We start from the raw sequence: 23,348 nt of genomic DNA, 5'->3' as shown, positions 1-23,348 counted from the left end.
TTGTGTTTGAGTATAGAGAAAAAACTAGCAATTCGTTATAATTTATATATTAAATTTAAGTGGAAATATGAAAAGGGGAATTGATTATGCAGCAAATTAAAAAAATAGGAAACTCATTTTGGTATATGACACCTGTTTCTGAAACAGATAGACCTATATTAGGAATGGTCGTTGGAAAAGAAAAAACTTTAATGATTGATGCAGGGAATTCAGAAGAACATGCACACCTGTTTTTAGAAATGCTAAAAGAACAGAATGTATCAAGTCCTGATTTCGTAGCATTAACACATTGGCATTGGGATCATATTTTTGGATTACCTGTACTACAAGAGGCATTGTCTATTGCACATTCTGAAACGAAAAAAGAGATGAGTAAACTTGTTTCTTATGAATGGACAGATGAAGCGTTGGACACACGTGTAAAAGAGGGTATTGAAATTGAATTTTGTGCGGATTGTATCAAAAAAGAGTTTAATGAAAAAGCGAGAAATATTAAAATTATTCCTCCAACTTTAACATTCCAGAATCAACTTGAATTAGATCTTGGTGAAGTGACATGTGTGCTAAAGCATGTGGGCGGAGATCATTCACATGACTCTGTTGTTATGTATATAAAAGAAGAGAAGATATTGTTTTTAGGAGACTGTATATATGCAGATATTTTTTCTTCGAAGTGGAACTATACGACGAAACGAACGTTTACATTAATAGAAGAATTAGAGAAATTTGATGCTGAAACTTATATTCTTTCTCATGGAGAAGCTATAGATCGGGCTGAATTTTTACAAGAAATTCATTTGCTAAAAACAGTAGGAACTTATACAGAAGCTCATAAAGGCGATGAAGAGAAGATAAAGGAAGCGTATAAACAAGAGCTAGATAGAGAATTAAATGAAGATGAGTTAGAAACAATAACGTATTTTGTAAATGGTTATGAAATGGTTAACCTGTAAAACGCAACTTTAATCAAATAGCCTTAAACTGTACAAAAAGAGTATTGAAGTTTACTTCAATACTCTTTTTAATAAGTAAATATTAAGCCGCAACCAATTTGAATTTTTTTGCAGGCTCATCATCTGAAGCTATACGACTTTATTTATTTTTCGTATAGATAGAATTTCAAGTGGAAGCTTTCTTTGCTAAGTCAGTTATATAGTTGAAAAAACCATTGTGGTTTACATTATAAACGACATTTACAGGTCGCCCATCATCAGTTTCCACTGTACGCCCTTGGCTAGGTCCGTATGTATGAACAATACTTTTAATCGTTTGTACCTTTGCAAGGTCAGCTTTCCCAACAAACGCAGCGGTTAATACATCCCACAAATAGTAAGTAGAGTTCGTTGAAAAGTGAACGAGAGGAGGAACCATCGCATAGCATTGACCAAGGAAATCAACACCAATATATTTACGCTCTTTTGCCCACTGTTCACGTATGTCTATTGTTAACGGAACTTGATTTGTACTTTCTAGTGTTACTAAGTCGATTTCAATCTTCGCCTCCCATACACGATCTACTGCTTCAGGGTCCCAAAACGAATTCCACTCAGCCGTTCCATCGTGTTCCGGCTCATGTACATTGCCTGCAGTCCGAAATGTACCGCCCATCCAAACGAGACGTTCAATTTTATCTTCGATTATAGGAGCCTCATATAATGCACGGGCTAGGTCAGTTAGCGGCCCTGTAAATAATAAAGTTGTTTTTCCTTCCGTTTGTAGAAGAGTTTCTATTAAATGATGATGCGCAGGTTTGGCTGCTGCAGGTGTTGCAACTTTTCCATACTCATTTAAAATGGGTAAAGCATCTACATAAAATGCATGCATTCGCCAGTCTTTCGGAAATGGATTTTTTCCACGAGAGTTTGACGCTGCTACTTCGATATTACCTTTGCCGAAGCGATCAATAATTTTACGACTTGCAGACATTGCGGGTTCTAAATAACAATCTGCAGGGATAACTGAAACACCTGTAAGTTCGACATTACCCATCTGGAGTAATAAAAATAGTGAAATTAGATCATCTACACCACCATCATGATTGAAGTACACCTTTTTCATCATTGTAATCTCCATTCTCTAATATTTAGCCAAGAATTAAATTTTAATTTTGGAAAAATCATCGATAATTTCCACCACATGAATTTTCCCATTAATCAGTAGCTCAGGTAATTCGCTTTTGCTATTTCCTTTCCAATAGTCTCTAGCCTGTTCAATTTTTCTGGAGAAAGAAATACCATCTTCTTTTGGTAAAAGATTTCCGTCGCTTTCAAAAGAATTCCCACTCACTAGTAGCTTAACAATCTGTAAAACATCTCGGTTGTAAGAATCAAATAACGCTTTCCATTTCAAAGCATCTTCATAGCTTTTAGAAGCATATAAGCAAGACAACCTTGAAGGGTATTCAGGATATTCTTGCAGCCTAACCATTTCGACAATCGTTTCCCTAACAGCTCTAATTGTTTGATCTGTATAATTCATAACTACTTGAGCATTTTCATTATTTATATGTAGTTCGTTATTTATATAATTGCTTTTTAAAATTTGAATAGAATCTTCGCCAGTAGCATTTAATTGTTCTCTTTCAAAAAAGAAGTGATATAAAGTATTAGTTTGATTTTTATCAAAATGAATGATTTGTCCGGTATTCATTTTTTTCTTTGTAACGATGTGATATGCGTAAAATTCTGCTTCATTCATAGTTATCCTCCTAGTAGTAATATATTTCAATGTTAAATTTAGTAATTCAACATTGAAATATATAAAACCTTTATAAGCATACAGTTATAGAATGGGAAGATTTGAGTGAAGAGTGAAAGAAATACACGTAACCGCTTTCGAAATGTTCACAAAATGTTCACTTACGAAGGAGTTTCCAATATCGATATAATGGCAAAGACTCAAAGAGAAGGGATGATGAAAGTTGCCAACAACAAGAAAGGAAAGCCTCCAATTCGGTATGATGATGTGCCTAGGGATGGTTATCGTAATGACGTTTTACAATTTATTATTGAACGGAGCAGGAGGGCCAATTCATATTAAGGAGATCGCATTAGAACTACTAATTGGATTTATGATTGCGTTATTAATTGAGATATGTATCGTTGGACCTTGTGCGAAAAAAATTGTATTCGCGATACCGTTTAATAAATCGAAGAAAATAAATATTATAGTAGCGATGGCTACAGCTATGGTAATCGGAATGGTTTTCTTTATGTCATTTTACGGAATGGCTATGATGTATTTACATGGTGGACTACAAGGGGAATCATTTGTTTCAAGTTATTTTTCAATTTTTATTAAAAATTTCATTATGGCTTATCCATTACAATTAATTATTATGGGGCCGCTTGTGCGTTTCTTATTTGCAAAGTTTGTTATGAAGAAGACTGTTAATGTAGCGTAGTTATAATATGTGAAAAATTATATATTAATAAAAATATAAAAACACATCTCAAATTTTTGAGATGTGTTTTTTGTTCATTTCTAATTATTTTCATAGTGATGTGACATTTGTCCTTTTGCCTTTTAGGGTCATAGCTTTTAATTAAATTAGAAATAAAAAAATTAGGAGATGATTTTTTGAAAGGCATTGTATTTGCTGTTTTTGCTGGTGTATGTATAACACTTCAAGGAACCTTTAATGCGAAACTTAGTTCACATATCGGCATATGGTCAACGAGTATTATAACGCATTTAATTGGGTTCCTTATTGCAGTAACTATATTTTTGTTAAAGAAAGAAGAGAAAGTAACGGATTTAAAGGGTGTGAAAAAAATATATTTAGTAGCCGGTGCATTTGGTGGATTCATTATTTGTGCAGAAACTATGGCGATATATTCAATAGGGGTTACATTGACAGCTGGCACACTTATGGTTGCTCAATTGTTAACAGCAACTTTCATTGAAATAAAAGGACTGTTCCATATAAAAAAGATACAGATGGAGAGATATCATATTGTGGGAACAATAGTAATGATTATAGGGATTGTAATATTTAATATGTAAATAGAAGGAGGAAATGAGAATGGAGAATAGATCAGATTTAATTATTCATTATTTGAAAACTAATAAAATATTTGAGATTTTTTCAGAAATAGATACAGCTTATTTTCAAATAAATCATTTTGAAAAAGGCAAGTTTATTTGCAATATAGATGACGAAATGGATCGTTTATATTTTGTAGTGAAAGGTAAAGTAAAAGTTTATACGATTACACCAGAAGGAAAGAAACTAATTCTTCGCTTTATCAATCCATTGGCGGTTGTTGGTGATCTTGAATTAATACAAAAAAGCAAGACTCATAATGTCGTTGAAGCTTGTTCAGATGTTGTAGTTATCTCCCTTTCTAATACGGTTATTAGAAACAAGTTATTACATGATCCTATATTTATGAACTTCTTGCTTGAAAACATTGCGAACACGTTAAAAATATCGACCCGTTTTACAGCTCTAAATTTACTTTATCCAGTAGAAGTGCGTGTAGCTAGTTATTTACTATCAATTTCAACCGATAGTAACGGAAATATGTATAAAGAGGATTTAGATGCAACTTCCATATCAAGTATTGCTGATTTTATAGGAGTAAGTTATAGGCACGTAATTCGGGTGTTACAAAAATTAAATAAAGAAAAATTAATTGAAAAGAAAAATGGAGTTATCGTAATTAAAGATTTTTCTAGAATGAAGGAAGTTGCTAAAGATAATATATATGAGCAATGAAAGGGAGAGGAATATTTTGATTGGATTTAGTTTAGCTATATTTGCTGGAGTATTAATTAGCTTACAATCTGTTTTTAACACAAAGGTCAATGAATGTGTAGGACAGTGGTTAACAACTGCATGTGTTCTTGGAATAGGTCTCATAAGTTCTGGTCTATTTTATATCATAACAGAGAAAAGTATTAGCATTAATTTTTACACTACAAATTATTTGTTTTATATAAGCGGATTGTTTGGCATTGGATTAATTATTTGTATAATGGGTGCAATAAAGAGTTTAGGTCCAGCGTATACGGTGTTAATTAGTCTTATTACACAATTAGTTGTTGCATTATGTATTGATACATTCGGATTGTTTGGAATGGAGAGCGTTCCAATACAAATAAATAAATTAGTTGGAATAGGTGTATTAATTGTAGGGGTAGGAATTTTTAAAAATCTATTTTCGAATAAGAAAGCTATTCATATAAACAAGGATAGGGTTTAAAGAATTTAAAGGGAAAAGGTGTTAATGATTAGAATAATTACACTTAGCTCGAATGGCTGAGGAACAATTAACTGGCCAATATAGATTAGACTAAGTTAAAGAAATGAAAAAAGAAACTATATATATAACGGGTTCTTTTTACATAAATTTCAAGATTTTTGATGGTGAACTAGAAAAATGGCTTCTCAAATTCTTTTAAAATGATCCTTTAAAGTGGAGTTAATACCATAGGTATCATTAGAGAAAAAACCTCATATGAGTAGTCAAAGGGTGTTTAAATGGCATTTTGTTTTTATTTATAGTATTTAATAAACTATAATACAACTTCATTTAAAGGTATTTTGATTCTTAATTAAAAATAAAGTGGAAAATTAAGAATATGTTGATGTGTTGCGGTATGAAAGCTAGGTAGCATAAAGATTAATAATACAAAGATGAACAACATATAAATAAAGTTTATTCATATGTTCTATCTCCTCTGCAATTCCTAGTATTTTTGAAATCTATATATTTCTTCCTCATTTGTGGAAAATAAAACTAATGTTGGGACCAGTAATATTGTGGGGATTAGATAAAAATAGTTGTCCCTATATCGCCAGAATTTTAAATATTCCATTCGTTTTTTATGTTTTCTTTTTTTTTTTGTACTGATGATAAGATTCTTCTCTCAATTAGATCTTTAAATAATGTAGACCTATTTGGTGCTTGAATTTCTTCCAACGTGTACTTTCCGAAGCATAGTGGTTCATAAATAGTCTTATCATTGTCCTCTGTTGTTAATTTCCCGACTTTTTGTTATCTTTGTCTAAAATTTGAAACACAGTAGGTTTTCAATTTTACATTTAAATTAGCATTATCTATTTTTGGAATTCAATTTGTACAAGTAATTGAATTGAAATTTTGATTGTTGGTTCTTGCGGTGGTACAGTATCTCCTGTTACTTTCGCTGTATTTTGAATCTTTTTTCCAGCTTGGTCCTCGCATTGAGTACCACTGTATTTTGTATGTTCTTCACTGTTTTCTCAAGTGTAATGATTAGATCTTGTAGAATTAAGAAATGACCTTCGTTCATTTCATTTTCTTATCTACTCTGATATTTAGATGCTAATTACAATTAAATAATATATGATTTTCATAAAAAAGATATAGTAATATTTTGTCGTTAATTGTACTAATTTGATATTTTATAGTATTATTTGTCGTGAATTATACCTAGCAGAATATATTTTATGAAACTATAAAAGGAACAATGCGGAAATTTATCAAATAATTTACTTAAAAGGAGAATGTAATGAATACTTCTATCGATATACAACACTTGTGTGATCTTGCACATAAAGCATTTAATGCCCCTGTACATATTTTATCTACAGACAAAAAAATTTTATATCATTCTACATCTGATGATGTTTATAGTCCTTTTTATTCTTCAAAAGAAGAACATCTTAGTGATATTTATCAAGAAAACGATCCCTTTAACTTACCACTTTTCAGATGTAACAGCTATCTTGAAAATTTTGTTCTAATACATATAGAAAATCATGATCACATTAAAGGGACTATTATTATCGGTCCCACTATACATCCAAAAGGTTCAGATGATATGACCATAAAACTTCAAAAAGAATTTAAATCAAATGATAAAATTCAAGAAAGACTAGCCTATTATCAGTGTTTATCTGAGATTAAAAAAACTACATTAATTGATATGGGAATTTTATTACATTACATGATTTTCAATGAAAAATTAGATGTGGGTATTGTTTTAGAAAAAAATAAAGTACTAGAGGAAGTTCCTAATAAAAATGTGAAACCTGATTTATATATTTTAAAACGCCGACAAAACAAACCTAAAACTCACAACATGGCATTAGTAAATGATTTCTTTTTGACTATCAAAGAAGGAAATAAAAAAAAGTTAATACAGTATATGTATGCAGTTTCACAAGAGGATGTTGAACTGATGTTAATAGAGGATCCGCTCAGGAACCAAAAAAACCTTGGAATTATTGCGATTACATTAGCTACTCGATATGCGATAGAAGGAAACCTGCCACCAGATATTGCTTTTGCTCATAGTATTTTATATATACAAACTCTGGAACAATTAGATAACGTAGAATCTGCAAAGCGATTGTCAGGAGACGCTTTACGTACCTTTGCAGATCGTGTGAAAGAATTCAATGCACAAAAGTATTCATACGCGGTTACTACATGTATGAAACATATTAATAAAAATGTTTACGATGGAATAACTCTCAATGAACTTGCTAATCATTTGGAAATTACCCCTACTTATCTGTCTAAACTATTTAAAAAAGAAATGGGAATTACTTTAAGCGAATATATTCAAAGGGAACGAGTGGAAGAAGCAAAAAAATTATTAACTCTAACTACTTATTCGTTATCAGATATCTGTGCTTGGCTTAACTTTAATGACCAAAGTTATTTTACGAGGGTTTTCAAAAAAATTACTAGCATGACCCCTAGACAGTACCGTGAAAAATATACAATAATATAGGCTTGTTATCTGGTTTCAATGTAAAAACTTAAACATAGGTGTAAGTAATCTCTAAAACTTGAAAATACTGAGCTTATTACTCTAGAAAAAGTGTGTGATTTGTTTAGATAAGGAACTTGTATTCAAATAGACGTATGATCAACCTGATATTATCTTGTTAGCGGAACAGTTTCAATTTTCAGGAGTTGGCAAAAATAATGGAGAAACGAAGCTTATCTATTTTTTAAATAATAATTATGCGCTGGATTTATCAGTATAGTTCTGAATTAGACAAACGAGTCTGACGTCAGCTCAAACAAATAGCTTTTGAAGAGTCCATGAAACATATATCCAAGCAAAAGCACAATGGAAATGTTTATACCATATTGTTAACTTGAAACACTATTTTTCTAAAGAAAACAAAAAAACAGAAGGCTGCAAAGGATTTTTAAGAAAGCTTTGCAGCTATTTTATATTTTAAAATCTATGGTTATAACGATGGATAAGTTTATAGATTAATATCTCCATTTTATATATTTATTAATATTAATATTAGGGTATATTTCGTAAAAATTAATAATGTAACATATATCACATGATATATCTATGTTTTATGCAATTATACATAACTAAATAAAGGTAAAAAAGTATAAAAAAACCTATTATATTATTCTATAAGTATTTTTTCTAAAATATAATTTCTTGGTTAAGCTAAAATAGTTATTTTTTAACCTTATATATATTAATTTGTAATCATTACAATTACAGAGGTGAAATTTTTAATTAATTATATTTGTATAATGTTTTCGGCTCGTGTTTTTACTTAACAGTTAAATTATTGAGTACAATCGACAAAATTTTGCTATTTACGCATTAAAAATTTAATGTTTTAATGAACAACATAACTGGTATGACCAGAGAGAAAGGAGAAGATTACGCTAATAGGAGTATAGCGTAGTTGTAAGTAACATTATGTCGAAAATAATTTTCCTAATAATCAGTTAATTAATGAGAGACCTAGAATCTCAAAATGATCAAGTTTGTAATAAAAGTGTTCTAAGTTTTTGCATAACAAAAGTGAATTTATTCCGCAATAAAAGTATAAGCAATGTACAGTATAAGTTCATCTTTTGTAGTCTTGTAAGGCTGTTGCTGACAAAACTAAGAGACATATTATGTAATTGATATTAAACAAGGTCAAAACAGGATTAACTGTAAGCATTGGTTTATCTATCCTCGCGGCTCTGTAAGTTAAACCGCAACTCTCTGGGAGAATTAATATTTTACTACCCATTGGGTTTCTAATTCAAATATAGCTGATGAATTTTTATTGTTTATTTTTGAAAAATAGAGTATCTAAATGAGAGATGAGTAAAATTCTTACATCCTATTAGAAGTAAAAAATAAGGATAACACCCTATCTGAAAGACTTCTCTTTCCTCATCCGTGTACAAAGAGAGAGCCTAGCGCTAGGTCGTACAAGTTATATGAATCAATTTATAGAAAAAAATGGTAAAGGAGTGTACGGAATGAAGAATAAAATAATGACAGGATTTTTAATAACATCCATTGTAACTGGAGCGACTATTCCTATCAATACTCTCGCAACACCAATCGTTCAAGCAGAAACTCAACAGGAAAACATGGATATTTCTTCATCATTACGAAAATTAGGTGCGCAATCTAAATTAATCCAAACGTATATTGATCAATCTTTAATGAGTCCTAATGTACAGCTAGAGGAAGTCCCAGCTTTAAATACAAATCAATTCCTAATCAAACAAGATATGAAGGAATGGTCATCGGAACTCTATCCACAGTTAATTCTATTAAATTCAAAAAGCAAAGGATTTGTAACAAAATTTAATAGCTATTATCCGACATTAAAATCGTATGTAGACAATAAAGAAGATAGAGAAGGTTTTTTGGATAGACTTGAAGTACTTCAAGAAATGGCTATGACGAATCAAGAAAATGCGCAACGACAAATTAATGAGTTAACTGATCTTAAATTACAGCTTGATAAAAAATTAAAAGATTTCGATACTGATGTGGCAACTGCGCAAGGCATATTAGGTACAGATGGAACGGGAAAAATAGATCAGTTAAAAAATGAAATATTAAATACAAAAAAAGCAATTCAAAATGATTTACAACAAATTGCATTAATACCAGGAGCTTTAAATGAGCAGGGATTTGCTATATTCAAAGAAGTTTATAGTCTTTCAAAAGAAATTATTGAACCGGCTGCTCAAGCGGGGATGGCAGCGTATAACAAAGGAAAAGAAATTAACAACTCTATTCTAGAAGCGGAGAAAAAAGCAGCGCAAGAAGCGACAGAACAAGGTAAAACTGCTCTAGAGATTGAATCGGCCAAAAAAGCAGCTCGTGAAGCAATTGAGAAAAGCAAACAAGGTGAAATAGCTGCAGCTGCAGCTGCAAAAACGCAAGAATATGACCTGATGAAAGCCATTGATACTGAAAAGATTAAGAAAACATTTGGTGTCTTCGCAGAAGTAAATAAACTAACAGCAGAGCAGCGATCATATTTAGATGACTTAGAGAAACAAAACCAAAAAATATATGATTTAACAACGAAACTATCAATAGCAGATTTGCAAAAATCAATGCTTCTTCTTTCACAAAATGATTTGCATACGTTTGCAAATCAAGTAGATGTAGAACTTGACCTACTAAAGCGCTATAAAGAAGATTTGGATCTAATAAAAAATAATATTACAAAATTATCTACTAATGTTGATGCAACTAACGAGCAGTCTCAAAAAGATACATTAAGACAATTAAAAAATGTAATAAGTTACCTTGAAGAACAGGTATATAAATTTTGATATTACGTTTTTGGAAAAACTATGAAAATTCTAGGAATCTAGCGAAAAAAGGAGAAAAGTGATGAAAAAATTCCCATTCAAAGTGCTAACTTTAGCCACTCTGGCAACGGTTATAACTGCTACTACTGGTAACACTATTCATGCATTTGCACAAGAAACGACCGCTCAAGAACAAAAAGTAGGCAATTATGTTTTAGGTCCTGAGGGACTGAAGAAAGCATTGGCTGAAACAGGGTCTCATATTCTTGTAATGGATTTGTACGCAAAAACAATGATTAAGCAACCGAATGTAAATTTATCTAATATCGATTTAGGATCAGAAGGAGGAGAGTTACTCAAAAATATTCACCTTAATCAAGAACTGTCACGAATCAATGCGAATTATTGGTTAGATACAGCGAAGCCACAGATTCAAAAAACAGCTCGTAATATTGTAAATTACGATGAACAATTTCAAAATTATTACGACACATTAGTAGATACTGTACAAAAGAAAGATAAGGCAGGTCTAAAAGAGGGCATAAATGATTTAATTACAACAATTAATACAAATTCAAAAGAGGTAACAGATGTAATTAAGATACTACAAGACTTCAAAGGGAAACTATATCAAAATTCTACAGATTTTAAAAATAATGTTGGTGGTCCAGATGGGAAAGGTGGATTAACTGCAATATTAGCAGGTCAACAAGCAACGATTCCACAACTTCAAGCTGAAATTGAGCAACTTCGTTCTACTCAGAAAAAACATTTTGATGATGTATTAGCATGGTCAATTGGTGGTGGATTGGGAGCAGCTATTTTAGTTATTGCAGCTATTGGAGGAGCAGTTGTAATTGTTGTAACTGGTGGTACAGCAACACCGGCTGTTGTTGGTGGACTTTCAGCTCTTGGAGCAGCTGGTATCGGTCTAGGAACTGCGGCTGGTGTCACGGCATCTAAGCATATGGACTCCTATAACGAAATTTCTAACAAAATCGGGGAATTAAGTATGAAAGCAGATCGTGCTAATCAAGCAGTTCTTTCGCTTACTAACGCGAAAGAAACATTGGCATATCTATACCAGACTGTAGATCAAGCGATATTGTCTCTAACAAATATTCAAAAGCAATGGAATACAATGGGCGCAAATTATACAGATTTACTGGATAATATCGATTCTATGCAAGACCACAAATTCTCTTTAATACCAGATGATTTAAAAGCTGCTAAAGAAAGTTGGAATGATATTCATAAAGATGCAGAATTCATTTCAAAAGACATCGCTTTTAAACAGGAATAGAACTGAAAATGAAAACTTATATTGGAGGAATATAAAATGATGAAAAATATGCCGTACAAACTAATCGTCGCATCGGCTCTTTTAACTATGACAGCAACTTCTGTAGTCTCACCAGTAGCAACTTTTGCAAGTGAAATTGAACAAACGAACAATGGAGATACGGCTCTTTCTGCAAATGAAGCGAGAATGAAAGAGACCTTGCAAAAGGCTGGATTATTTGCAAAATCTATGAATGCCTATTCTTATATGCTAATTAAGAATCCTGATGTAAATTTTGAAGGAATTACTATTAATGGATATGTAGATTTACCTGGTAGAATCGTACAAGATCAAAAGAATGCAAGAGCACATGCTGTTACTTGGGACACGAAAGTAAAAAAACAGCTTTTAGATACATTGACTGGTATTGTTGAATATGATACAACGTTCGACAATTATTATGAAACATTGGTTGAGGCGATTAATACAGGGGATGGAGAAACTTTAAAAGAAGGAATTACAGATTTACGAGGTGAAATTCAACAAAACCAAAAGTACGCACAACAATTAATAGAAGAATTAACTAAATTAAGAGACTCTATTGGACAAGATGTTAGAGCATTTGGAGGCAATAAAGATCTTTTGCAGTCGATTCTAAAAAACCAAGGTGCAGATGTTGATGCAGATCAAAAGCGTCTAGAAGAAGTATTAGGATCAGTAAACTATTATAAACAATTAGAATCTGATGGGTTTAATGTAATGAAGGGTGCTATTTTGGGTCTACCAATAATTGGCGGTATTATAGTGGGAGTAGCAAGAGACAACTTAGGTAAGTTAGAGCCTTTATTAGCAGAATTACGTCAGACCGTGGATTATAAAGTAACATTAAATCGTGTAGTTGGAGTTGCTTATAGTAATATTAATGAAATGCACAAGGCACTTGATGATGCTATTAACGCTCTTACTTATATGTCAACGCAGTGGCATGATTTAGATTCTCAATATTCGGGCGTTCTAGGCCATATTGAGAATGCAGCTCAAAAAGCGGATCAAAATAAATTTAAATTCTTAAAACCTAATTTAAATGCAGCGAAAGATAGTTGGAAAACATTACGAACAGATGCTGTTACATTAAAAGAAGGGATAAAGGAATTAAAAGTGGAAACTGTTACTCCACAAAAATAGGGAAATATTTATTCTGTTGCAAAGTGACCCATAACATAGAGAGTCTATGATTACACTGATAAACAGTAAAGCGGTAATTAATAAATCCTTATATATTAAAAAGGCGGAGTCTCATTAAAGACTTCGCCTTTCACTTATATATAAGTTGTATCCAAATAAAAAGATAGTCATGTAGTTTACTTGTTTTTAAAAATTTGTAACAGAATCGATCAATAGGAGACAGGTTATATAGATTTGCTTAATAATATCGAATCTATGCAACAACATCTTCTTTTAATAAGAATAGGACTTGAAATCATACTCTATACAGGAGGAATAAGAAAAGATGAAAAAAAAACCTTATAAAATACTGGCTGTATCAGCATTTTTAATTATGACAACTACCTATGCACTCACACCAATAGCAACCTTTGCAATTGAAACTGAACAAACGAACACTGGAGATATGTCTCTTTCAGCAAATGAAGAAAAGATGAAAAAAACTGTACAAGATGCTGGGTTATTTGCAAAGGCTATGAATGAATATTCTTATTTGCTAATTAATAATCCGGATGTGAGTTTTGAAGGGATTTCTATTAATGGGTATGCAGATTTACCTAGTAAAATTGTACAGGATCAAAAGAATGCAAGAGCACATGCTGTTACATGGAATACAAAAGTAAAAAAACAGCTTTTAGATACATTGACCGGCATTATTGAATACGATACAAAGTTTGAAAATTATTATGAAACATTAGTAGAGGCAATCAATAATGGAAATGGGGATACTTTAAAAAAGGGGATTACAGATTTAAGGGTGGGGATTCAACGAAACCAAAAGTCTGCAAAGGCATTAATAGAAGAATTAACTAAATTTAAAAACGCTATTGGAGAAGATGTTAGAGTATTTGGAAGCCATAAAGAGACCTTGCAATCGATTTTAAAAAACCAAGGAGCTGATGTAGAGACTGATCAAAAGCGTTTAGATGAAGTTTTAGGACAAGTAAACTATTATAAGAAATTAGAATCTGATGGGTTAATAATGGTGAAAGTCCCTTTTATCCCCACGCTTATTTCTGGTGGCATAATGATAGGTACTGCTAGAGATAATTTAGGTCGATTAGAGCCTGCTTTAGCAGAATTACGTAAAACTGTAGATTATAAAATTACATTAAATCGTGTAGTCGGAGTTGCATTTCATAATATTAGTGATATGCATAGTACGATTGATAGTGCTATTACTGCTCTTACTTATATGTCCACACAATGGGATGATTTAGACTCTCAATATTCGGGCGTAATGGGGCATATTGATAAAGCTGATGAAAAAGCTGATCAAAATAGATATAAATTTTTAAAGCCTAACTTGAATTCAGCTAAAGACAGTTGGAAAACATTAAGAGCAGATGTTGTCACATTACTAGAAGGCATAAAAATTGCAGAGAAGAAAGAACAAGATTTTATGAATCTACTTCGTCCATCAAACGTTTTTTACTTTTATAAAAAAATCCATAACGCATACACTTTTGAAATAAAGACTGGAACAAATGCACCAAATGCGTCTTATAAAGTTATGAATTTAACTAAAAACACTGTTCATCATATGTGGAGTGGAGGTGCTAATACAAGCATGTGGGCTGACTGGCTTTCATTCAATCCAAATGATGAATTTGCGGTGGTAGCAGTAGTGGATGGAAAAGAATATGTTGTATATAAAGACAAAGTAGAAAATATAATGAACTGAACCCGAAAAAATGCATTAATTGGAGATGGTACACTAAACTAGACACCAAGTTAATTGAAAAATTGACCGGCATATGGCTCCTTATTTCCTAGAACACCTAGCTAAAGCAAAGGAATTCGTACATAGATTAGTTGACATTTATGTAGGTTTCATCCATTTTTAAAGATAGTTTTTCTTTTTTGTTTTATTTTTCAAAAATCACGAATGAAATTTCCGCATTTACGAACTCAGCACATAATGGTTGTTAGATGAATTGACATACCACGTCCCTTTAGAATTTCAGGCATATTATGATAACTTAAAGAAAAAATAATAGTAGCAAATGGCTACTATTATTTTTCTTAAACTATTTTTCTTTAAAATATCACATCTGTCATGTTCCTTATTTGCTTTCCCAGAATTTATTCTAGTTAAAAAAACCTTGCACCAGAACACATATTGTTCTGATGCAAGGTTCGCTGCAATATAAAATACACGACAGTAAGGGCAAGACATAAAATGTGATTTCAAATGAAACATATGTATATGTGAAGTAAGGTAAAAGAGGGGCTGCTCATAACCAGTAGCCCTTCTTTATAACGTTATTTTGCAGGGAAATGTTCAAATATACGTTATATATCATATTCCTCTTTTTCGGAAGAGCAACAAGAACATCTAGCTTAAAAATTTTCACAACAGAGCCAGATAACGTGTTAAAGTATTAATTACTGTGCATGTAAAGATAAAAAAAAGAGCCTTACAAAAAGATGTTTGTAATAGTTTAGCTTATACGATTTTAGGGGATTAATAGTACTTTGTGCCGTTATTATTAACCTAATTTCCAAGAAAAAGAGGTGAATGTAGGATGACTAAACCTTTTAAAAAAAATAGTCGTTATATGGTTGGATTGGACAGTCTAAGGGGCCTAGCTATACTAGGTGTTATTTTGTATCATATTAATTTTAATTGGATGCCTGGAGGATTTTTAGGAGTTACTGTATTTTTTGTACTTTCAGGTTATTTAATTACAGATATTCTAGCCATAGAGTGGAAGAGAAATAAGAGAATTGATTTAAAAAAATTCTGGCTTAGTAGGGCAAGGAGATTGCTTCCAGGAATGCTAGTTATGCTCGTTATAACGTTGGCATGGATTACGGTTTTTCATAGCTCTTTACTTGAAAAAATGCGCGGAGATTCATTAGCGGCATTATTTTATGTTAGTAACTGGTGGTATATTTATCATAAATTATCGTACTTTGATAATTTTAACCAGCTTTCTCCATTGAATCATTTTTGGTCGTTAGCAGTTGAGGAACAATTCTATGTTGTTTGGCCGTTTATCATTAGTTTAGGGCTTTACTACATAAAAAAACAATCCCGTATGATTTTATTAATTTGTCTGGGAGCCGTTGCTTCAGCTTTAGCGATGGCAATTTTGTATGAACCTGGAGCTGATCCGAGCAGAATATATTATGGTACAGATACGAGGGCCTTTTCCTTACTTATCGGAGCGGTACTTGCCTTAGTTTGGCCAAGCAATAGGCTAGCAAATAAAATTATCCCAAAGGCGCGTTTCATTCTTGATGTAGTGGGGGGCATTGCCCTTATTATTATTTTGGTTATGTTTTGGAAGACCAATCAATATGATCCATTTCTATACAAGGGAGGAATGGTTCTCTTATCAATTGCAACAGCATTGTTAGTGGCAAATCTAGCTCATCCAGCTAGTCGTATTGCTCAATTTTTACGATTTAGACCTTTACGTTGGATAGGGATAAGATCGTATGGCATATACCTATGGCATTATCCAATTCTTACATTGACGACTCCAAAGGTAAATGCTGGGGATTTTTCATTAATAAGAGCAATCCTTCAATTTCTTTTGATTATATTGATTGCGCAAATTTCATGGAAGTTTATTGAAAAACCAATCCGACAAGGAGCGCTCCGGAACATTCAGTTTAAGAATTTAAGAATTCAAAATGTCACTTTAGGTGTTAAGTTAGCTTTAATTTGTACATTATTCGTTTCGTCGATAGCAGTCGTAGGGGTATCAAAAGCTAGTAAGGCTAAGGAGAACTCTCAACAAGATAAGGTGGAAGCAGCACAAACACAACCGGCGCCACATCCAGTTGCAGTTTGGGAAAATCAAAATCAAGAGACGCCTCAAAAACAAGGGGAATCAAGAGAAGTAAATTCAGCGCAATCTAAAAATTCACTCACGGTTACTGCGATAGGCGATTCCGTTATGATTGATATTACTCCGTATTTAAAAAATACTTTTCCTGATATTAGGATTGATGCGCAAATTGGTCGCCAGCTGTCAAAAGCGATTCCGGTAGTTGAACAGTTAAAGTATGAAGGGAATTTAGGAAACTATGTCATTATTGGATTAGGTACAAATGGAGCCTTTACTACTGAGCAACTTGTTTCATTAATAAAAGTAATTGGAAACGAACGTAAAATCATATTTATTAATACGAGAGTACCACGTCCGTGGGAATCAATCGTGAATGAGAGACTGAAAGTAACGGCATCTGAATATCCAAATGTAACTCTAGTTGATTGGTATGCAGCAAGTGCTGGAAAGAAAGACTACTTTGCACCTGACGGTGTGCATTTGACCAAAGTAGGTGCAGAAGCATACGCAGCACTTGTAGCCAAAGCGGTGAAGCAATAATTAAATATGTTTTATTAACTTCTGTTGGGTAAGGAAATGGTTCTGAGTATGAGGTGCCACTCTGAGGTTTAATTACAATTCAAAAAAGAATATTATTCATGTTCTTCTAATCTAAGATTTAGAGTGGCCTGACTCACTTCTGTAATTTGACATGAAATATATGCAAACCTGAAAAGAAAGAAAAGGAACTAGAAGAGGCTACAAAGAATACAAAATATGAAGTTGAAATATTAGGAAAAGACTCCGCAGGTAGAAGCACTGCAAATACATTAAAAGAGCAACAAGTAATAAAAAAATTAATTCAAATCCATAAAGTATAGTTCTAAGGAGAATACCAATGACAGATCCTCGTTGGCCCAAAGAAGGCGACTGGGTGAAAATGAAAACTTGCCTTCATGGTAGCCAGCTGAATTATTTGAAGTATCTAACCCTTTACAACCTTTAGAATGGTATTTTACGGATCATAAACATAGTAAAGCGACAACAATAGAATTATATATGGGGTTATAAATAATTGGTTTTAAATGATAGACATGCTCTTGGTTTAATAGAAAGGGAGAATAAGGATATTGCAATATTTTTAAAGCGAAAAGCCGAAATTGAGGAATTAGAAGAATCGTAATAGTGAAGGAATTGATTAATTTATAAAAAACGTAGGAATTAAATATTCCTACGTTTTTTTGTACATAACATTTAAATAAACACCTTATTTTTGGGGGATTTACAGGTTCAAATGGAAGATTCCCTGATTTTCGATTTGAATCAATATGATACTATTTACATGTATTGTCATGTACGGAATTATATTTTTTGCACCTGAACTGTGTATATTATTTGTAGGATTTTCTGTTTTTTTGTCGAATATATCTTTAATGCAAGGAGGGACATTACATGATTATTAAAGACTATTTCATCAATCTTTCTATTTTTTCTTTATTAGTTAGCGCAGCGATATTTATTCAAGTGTTTTTGGTTCATTCCAGGCGATATTTCGAAAAATTCTATGGAGGGATTATTGCAGTTACTTTGATGCTCTTTTCTTTTCCATACATGGGATTTTCCTACGATCTTCGAGTTGTTCCTCTTATTCTATCTTTTATTTACTTTGGTCGCATTGCTGGTTGGATTACACTAATTAGCATAATTATAATGCGTATCTTTTTCATTGGTGGGTATTGGGAGCCACCTGTGATTGCATATTTAAGTATGAGTGTTCTATTTTTTACTTTTAAAACATATTTTAAAAACCTTCATCCTTTTAAAAGTGCATCTTTATATTTTTCTATTTTTGTCGGAATAAAGTGGTTAGTTGGTGTATTCTTTAATACTACGTTACTTTACTCTGGAGGTTTATTATATATAGCGTTAGGACTTTTAATTGGGCTATTTCTTATGGAAGCCTACCAGAGATTGTATTATTTAACACAGGACTTATCTAAAATGAACCGGGAATTAAAAAAATCCAAGCAAGAACTTACAGATACCGTACATGAGCTTCAAGGAGGGATTTTTAAATTTAAAAAAGTGGGTAAGCACTTTATACACACTTTATGTGATGGACAGTTTTATTATCAAAAAGGATTTTACTCTGAACAGGTGGTAGGGAAAAGCTTACGGACTATTGATGCCTCTATTGTTCCACCACATTTAGTTTCACAATTGATGAAGTATTATCTTCAGGCATGGGAAGGGAAAGAAATTATATTCGAATTACCCTGGCCAGATGATAAAACAATTATTCTTATTGCACTTAGGCCGATTAAACGAAATGGACAAGTTATTGAAGTTGTTGGTTCTACAGTCGATATAACCGAAAGGAAAAAGGTAGAATCAGAATTAAGAGCTACCAAAGAATTACTAGAATCATTTATAAAGCATAATGTAGATGCTATTACCATTTCTGATCGAGAAGGGCATATTTTACAAGCAAATAAAGCTTATGAAAAGATATTTGGATGGTCATTAGAAGAAATCATAGGTAAGAGATTACCTTGTGTACCAGATTTCTTAATGGAAGAATCACTCAAAAATATTCAGAAAATTCTAACAGGAGAATCCGTAGTTACTAGATTAGAAACTGTTAGACGACGTAACGATGGAAGTCTTCTTGATGTCAGTCTGACAGTTTCTCCTATATTAGACGTAAGAGGAAATGTGATAGCTTTATCTGCAATATGTAGAGACATCTCTGAAAGAAAACAAGCAGAAAGAGAGCGACATCAATTACATCAGCAATTAAAAGATAGTGAAATGAAGTACCGTGCACTAATCGAACAAGCAACTGATGCAGTATATGTAGTAGAGCTGAATGAAAATTATGTTCCCAGTCGATTCATTGAGGTAAACCCTGTTGGTTGTAAAAGATTTGGATATAGTAGAGAAGAGCTGCTCTCGTTACCATTTCCAAATGTAGTACCACAAGATTCTAAAATGATTGTAAGGTTGTTAGAAAAAATTAGAGAGGGACAAACTTCCTTCACTTTACAAGATGAATATGCTTTTCCAACAGGAAAAATAATAACAACTGAGTTTAGTGTCCGTGTTTTTAACTTAAATGGTAAAAAGGTTTTCCTGAGTATTTCGCGTGATATCACTGAACGGCTAAAAACAGAAGAATTACTACGGAAATCTGAAAAACTTGCTGTCGTAGGACAATTAGCGACTGCAATGGCTCATGAAATTAATAATCCATTAACCGCAATGAAAGGGTTTATGCAATTACTAAAATCAACGGAAACTGAGAATAATCAGGGGTATATAAATATAGTATCATCAGAGATTGAGCGTATAGAAAGTATTACTAATGAATTTATGGCGGTAGCCAAACCACAGGTGTTAAAGATACAACCTAATGATATTAGTGTGCTAATGGATCAAGTTTTAATGCTACTGCAACCTCAAGCAATGATGAATAATATAAAAATTAGAATTGATTTTACACCTGGTATTCCATTGATTCCATGTGAAGGAAATCAATTAAAACAAGTATTTGTTAATATTATAAAAAATGCAATTGAATCCATGCCAACAGGAGGAGAAATTTTGATTCAATTTGATAAACTTGATAATAATCAAATAAGGATTCGCTTTATCGATCAAGGATGTGGGATTCCAAAAGAACGTATACCATATTTAGGAGAACCTTTTTACAGTATTAAGGAAGAGGGAATCGGCTTAGGATTAATGGTATGTTATAAAATTATTGAAACACACCAGGGGAAGGTATTTATTGAGAGTGAAGTGAATAAGGGAACTATAGTTGAAGTCACTCTTCCAATTTGCACACTTCAAAATTAATACATTCTTTTACTGAAATTTTATAAATTAGTAAGCAGTTAGCTTTGGCTAGCTGCTTTTTTGTATATATTGTAATCGATTCTTCATATTACGGCTTTTAATGTTTCATATATAGATTTTAAAAACTCTGTAAGTGTTTTGTAACATTTACGAGAGACTTTTTTAACAGTTATGAGAGAGAAAAGAAAGATTTGTTATATATGATGAAATTAATCTTACTAGTAGGTGTTCTAATTGACCTAGAAACCAAGGAGGAAAAATAACAATGAAACAATTGAAGCCAGCAATTAGTGTATTAGGTAGTGTATCGATGGCACTGACTTTAGCATCTCCTGCTTTAGCAGATGTAAAACAACCGAATCCAGGAGGTACAGTTGAAATATTCAAAGAGAATGCAAATGTAAAAAAAGAAGATAAGAATTTCACGCTCGGATCTGATGGGGAAATAGGTTCACTCATTACACAAAACATTGAAATGGCAAACAACGATTGGGATAAAGATGGTATTTCTAACGACTTAGAGATGAATGGATATAAAATTGAATTCAATTCACAAACTGGAAAAAATGAAGCGAAAGCATGGGATCCCGAGAAGGATAAAGGGAAACCAAAATTTATATCGAATCCTATGAATGCAAATACGGATGGTGATCCTTTTACTGATATGTATGAGGTTGAGAATTATAACAACGATTCTGATACTAATTTCAATCCGATAGTTGCCAACATGCCGAATTTGCAAATTGGTGCCAAACGAATTGAAGTAATTCCTATTGCAACCATTACGGATAATAATGGCGGATCAGTTAGCAGAGGATGGGAAAAAAGTGTATCTACACAACATTCATTTAATGTAGGTTTAAGTGGTTCAGGTGGTGTAGAAGGCTCAGCAGCCGGCCCTGTTCCTTCCGGAAGTATTTCAGCAAATGTGGGATACGGATATTCAAAAACAACTACGGAAACGGAGAGTTATACAAATAATTTTGATTGGTCTACTGCAACAACTGTGGATACAGCGAACGCAGCAAAATTACGGATACATTTGGAATATAAGAATGTAGGAACAGCATCCGCTGAAAATGTTTCGCCTCATTTTAATATTCGTTTAGGAAACAAAATTATTAATACTGTAAAGGCAACACAAGATCGTTATAAAGCAAACTATTTAAGTACAGAAAAAGGTGGACGGAATAAAACAGAAGTAGTAATTGACAGTTTAGAAGGACAAGCAGATGCGAATATTGTCTTATCTTTGGATGAATTGAAAGCTGTTGAACAAGGGGAACTTCTTTCGATTGAAGTTTTACCTACAAGTACAATGGATTTATCTATTGAAAAAGGTGAAGAAATTATGCATTTGGGGGATTCAGGGAGATATGAGTCTAGAGTAAATGCAGCTACTGAACAATTAGAAACAGATATAGGAAATATACCAAAGTTTAGGGTATATACTCCTAAAGACAAATCCCTTGCTGATAAGCCAGTTTTATCCTATAACGAAGTTTTTCAACATGTAAATATAGATACGAAAAAAGTAAATCATATTGTAAACAAGGCTAAAAGTACTAATAACGTATCAGTAGTTTCAGCTAATAATGGAACTGATGCATTGAACGATTTAAAAGCGGGACAGGGAGATCGCGGTTATTTACATAAAGACTCTGTACACGGTGCTTTTGCAAAACTACAGCAACCAACATTAGTAGAAGGTAGTTATGATTCTGTGACGCAAAAGATTAGGGCAACAATTTTACCTGGTTTATTTGGTGTGAGTAAAGAGATTCCTACTACTTATAGTAAGAAATGGAATGCTCCGTCACAAACAGTAACACTAGTTAAACGTGAGAATGGATTTACATATGAGTCTAGAGAAAATATACACCCTATTAAATCTGAAATTGCTGCGCACAGAAAAGTTACATTTGAAATCAATGACGCACACAATCTAACCCCTACACAAAAGATTGATACTGAAATTAAAGCTAATAAAGAATTTGAAGATTATGTAGTAGATAATTCAGGTGAATTTGTTACAGAAGGGGTTCCTTATACCGTAGCTTCATATGGAAATACAGCTTATTGGGGAAGTCATCATGCCGGGAATAAATGGGAGTATCTTTGGGCTGAAAAATCTAGCGATGAAAAAGTGAATGTAATTATTGAAAGAGTAGGTCAACCTAAACCTGGAAAACCAATTAAAAAGGATGAAGAGGTATTAATTAAATTTCGAAATCCTATTTATTCAGATTATGCATATTTAAAACTTCAAGATAGTTATATCCATTTAGATCAAAAACAGAATGCAAGTACTTTTAAATTTAATCATGCATATCCAAAGAATTTCACTGGATACCATAAGCAATGGAACATACTATCTAATGGTAACAAGTTAAAGGTAGGATATTTAATCGATTATATGAAATATGGTAATGGAGAGAATGGGACTGATACTATAGCATGGAATCTATCAAGAGTTCAGTAATAGGTAACAGTTCTGTTGCTAAGTTTGAAAAGAGAACCGGAAATGAATTGAATCCGAAAAGTTAGATGCAATAATTTAAGTTACTAATAAGGAATGAGTTCGATGTTGAATCGGACTCATTCCTTTTAATTTATATAATTTAGTAACTACTATTTTAAATACCTATCTAGTCATATAAGTAATCA

At 32.4% G+C, this 23,348-nt stretch carries 15 protein-coding genes and 1 pseudogene; 14 read left to right on the top strand and 2 right to left on the bottom strand.

The annotated features are described in order from the left end of the window. Positions 1-86 precede the first annotated feature (86 nt). Entirely contained in the window at positions 87-953 is an 867-nt protein-coding gene (locus JDS95_RS24670) for an MBL fold metallo-hydrolase (RefSeq protein ID WP_001184083.1), read from the top strand. Between the two features lie 166 nt (positions 954-1,119). On the opposite strand, the gene JDS95_RS24665 is transcribed toward JDS95_RS24670, so the two are convergent. Both JDS95_RS24665 and JDS95_RS24660 read right to left on the bottom strand, forming a co-directional pair. Further along, positions 1,120-2,061, bottom strand: coding sequence for a nucleoside hydrolase (locus tag JDS95_RS24665; protein WP_033660544.1), 942 nt, complete (start codon positions 2,059-2,061; stop codon positions 1,120-1,122). Between the two features lie 33 nt (positions 2,062-2,094). Continuing rightward, positions 2,095-2,697: a DUF2441 domain-containing protein gene (locus JDS95_RS24660; RefSeq protein WP_001001043.1), complete on the bottom strand. Its 603-nt coding sequence runs from the start codon at positions 2,695-2,697 to the stop codon at positions 2,095-2,097. A 223-nt stretch (positions 2,698-2,920) separates the two neighbouring features. On the opposite strand from JDS95_RS24660, the gene JDS95_RS24655 reads away from it, so the two are divergent. The 13 genes and pseudogenes from JDS95_RS24655 to JDS95_RS24595 all read left to right on the top strand — a co-directional run bounded on the left by JDS95_RS24655 (position 2,921) and on the right by JDS95_RS24595 (position 23,163). Then, on the top strand, positions 2,921-3,403 hold the full coding sequence (locus JDS95_RS24655; protein ID WP_001143433.1) for a DUF2798 domain-containing protein: 483 nt from the start codon (positions 2,921-2,923) through the stop codon (positions 3,401-3,403). Positions 3,404-3,579: 176 nt separating this feature from the next. Continuing rightward, positions 3,580-4,005, top strand: coding sequence for a DMT family transporter (locus tag JDS95_RS24650; protein WP_000676420.1), 426 nt, complete (start codon positions 3,580-3,582; stop codon positions 4,003-4,005). Between the two features lie 19 nt (positions 4,006-4,024). After that, complete coding sequence (locus tag JDS95_RS24645; RefSeq protein WP_000431588.1) at positions 4,025-4,720, top strand: Crp/Fnr family transcriptional regulator; 696 nt, start codon at positions 4,025-4,027, stop codon at positions 4,718-4,720. A 16-nt stretch (positions 4,721-4,736) separates the two neighbouring features. Beyond that, complete coding sequence (locus JDS95_RS24640; protein WP_000579002.1) at positions 4,737-5,207, top strand: DMT family transporter; 471 nt, start codon at positions 4,737-4,739, stop codon at positions 5,205-5,207. 1,291 nt (positions 5,208-6,498) lie between these two features. Continuing rightward, entirely contained in the window at positions 6,499-7,728 is a 1,230-nt protein-coding gene (locus tag JDS95_RS24635) for a helix-turn-helix domain-containing protein (RefSeq protein WP_001097925.1), read from the top strand. A gap of 1,508 nt (positions 7,729-9,236) precedes the next feature. Further along, complete coding sequence (gene hblC / locus JDS95_RS24630) at positions 9,237-10,556, top strand: hemolytic enterotoxin HBL lytic component L2 (RefSeq protein WP_033661292.1); 1,320 nt, start codon at positions 9,237-9,239, stop codon at positions 10,554-10,556. Between the two features lie 61 nt (positions 10,557-10,617). Continuing rightward, complete coding sequence (gene hblD / locus JDS95_RS24625) at positions 10,618-11,838, top strand: hemolytic enterotoxin HBL lytic component L1 (protein WP_000714443.1); 1,221 nt, start codon at positions 10,618-10,620, stop codon at positions 11,836-11,838. A gap of 36 nt (positions 11,839-11,874) precedes the next feature. Next, on the top strand, positions 11,875-13,002 hold the full coding sequence (gene hblA, locus JDS95_RS24620; RefSeq protein ID WP_000977348.1) for a hemolysin BL binding component B: 1,128 nt from the start codon (positions 11,875-11,877) through the stop codon (positions 13,000-13,002). Between the two features lie 325 nt (positions 13,003-13,327). Continuing rightward, positions 13,328-14,725, top strand: coding sequence for a hemolysin BL regulatory component HblB (gene hblB, locus JDS95_RS24615; protein WP_000730116.1), 1,398 nt, complete (start codon positions 13,328-13,330; stop codon positions 14,723-14,725). A gap of 844 nt (positions 14,726-15,569) precedes the next feature. After that, positions 15,570-17,384: an acyltransferase family protein gene (locus tag JDS95_RS24610; protein ID WP_000165416.1), complete on the top strand. Its 1,815-nt coding sequence runs from the start codon at positions 15,570-15,572 to the stop codon at positions 17,382-17,384. Between the two features lie 369 nt (positions 17,385-17,753). Further along, positions 17,754-18,006 (top strand): annotated as a pseudogene (locus JDS95_RS24605) (hypothetical protein); the annotation flags it as partial. A gap of 269 nt (positions 18,007-18,275) precedes the next feature. Then, complete coding sequence (locus JDS95_RS24600; protein WP_199690844.1) at positions 18,276-20,681, top strand: PAS domain S-box protein; 2,406 nt, start codon at positions 18,276-18,278, stop codon at positions 20,679-20,681. 265 nt (positions 20,682-20,946) lie between these two features. Continuing rightward, a complete protein-coding gene (locus JDS95_RS24595) occupies positions 20,947-23,163 on the top strand; it encodes a binary toxin-like calcium binding domain-containing protein (RefSeq protein ID WP_085450797.1) in 2,217 nt (738 codons plus the stop codon). Positions 23,164-23,348: the final 185 nt, after the last annotated feature.

Origin of the sequence: Bacillus cereus group sp. N24, from assembly GCF_016483345.1 — a bacterium.
Classification (GTDB): Bacteria; Bacillota; Bacilli; order Bacillales; family Bacillaceae_G; genus Bacillus_A; species Bacillus_A toyonensis.
Note: the sequence above shows the minus strand (reverse complement) of the source record. Positions and strands in the feature narration are given on the sequence as shown.

Bases quoted from the DNA above. Each gene is read 5' to 3' on its own strand.
- JDS95_RS24670 (WP_001184083.1), top strand. From the start codon at position 87: ATGCAGCAAATTAAAAAAATAGGAAACTCATTTTGGTATATGACACCT.
- JDS95_RS24665 (WP_033660544.1), bottom strand. From the start codon at position 2,061: ATGATGAAAAAGGTGTACTTCAATCATGATGGTGGTGTAGATGATCTA.
- JDS95_RS24660 (WP_001001043.1), bottom strand. From the start codon at position 2,697: ATGAATGAAGCAGAATTTTACGCATATCACATCGTTACAAAGAAAAAA.
- JDS95_RS24645 (WP_000431588.1), top strand. From the start codon at position 4,025: ATGGAGAATAGATCAGATTTAATTATTCATTATTTGAAAACTAATAAA.
- JDS95_RS24635 (WP_001097925.1), top strand. From the start codon at position 6,499: ATGAATACTTCTATCGATATACAACACTTGTGTGATCTTGCACATAAA.
- hblC (WP_033661292.1), top strand. From the start codon at position 9,237: ATGAAGAATAAAATAATGACAGGATTTTTAATAACATCCATTGTAACT.
- hblD (WP_000714443.1), top strand. From the start codon at position 10,618: ATGAAAAAATTCCCATTCAAAGTGCTAACTTTAGCCACTCTGGCAACG.
- hblA (WP_000977348.1), top strand. From the start codon at position 11,875: ATGATGAAAAATATGCCGTACAAACTAATCGTCGCATCGGCTCTTTTA.
- hblB (WP_000730116.1), top strand. From the start codon at position 13,328: ATGAAAAAAAAACCTTATAAAATACTGGCTGTATCAGCATTTTTAATT.
- JDS95_RS24610 (WP_000165416.1), top strand. From the start codon at position 15,570: ATGACTAAACCTTTTAAAAAAAATAGTCGTTATATGGTTGGATTGGAC.
- JDS95_RS24600 (WP_199690844.1), top strand. From the start codon at position 18,276: ATGATTATTAAAGACTATTTCATCAATCTTTCTATTTTTTCTTTATTA.
- JDS95_RS24595 (WP_085450797.1), top strand. From the start codon at position 20,947: ATGAAACAATTGAAGCCAGCAATTAGTGTATTAGGTAGTGTATCGATG.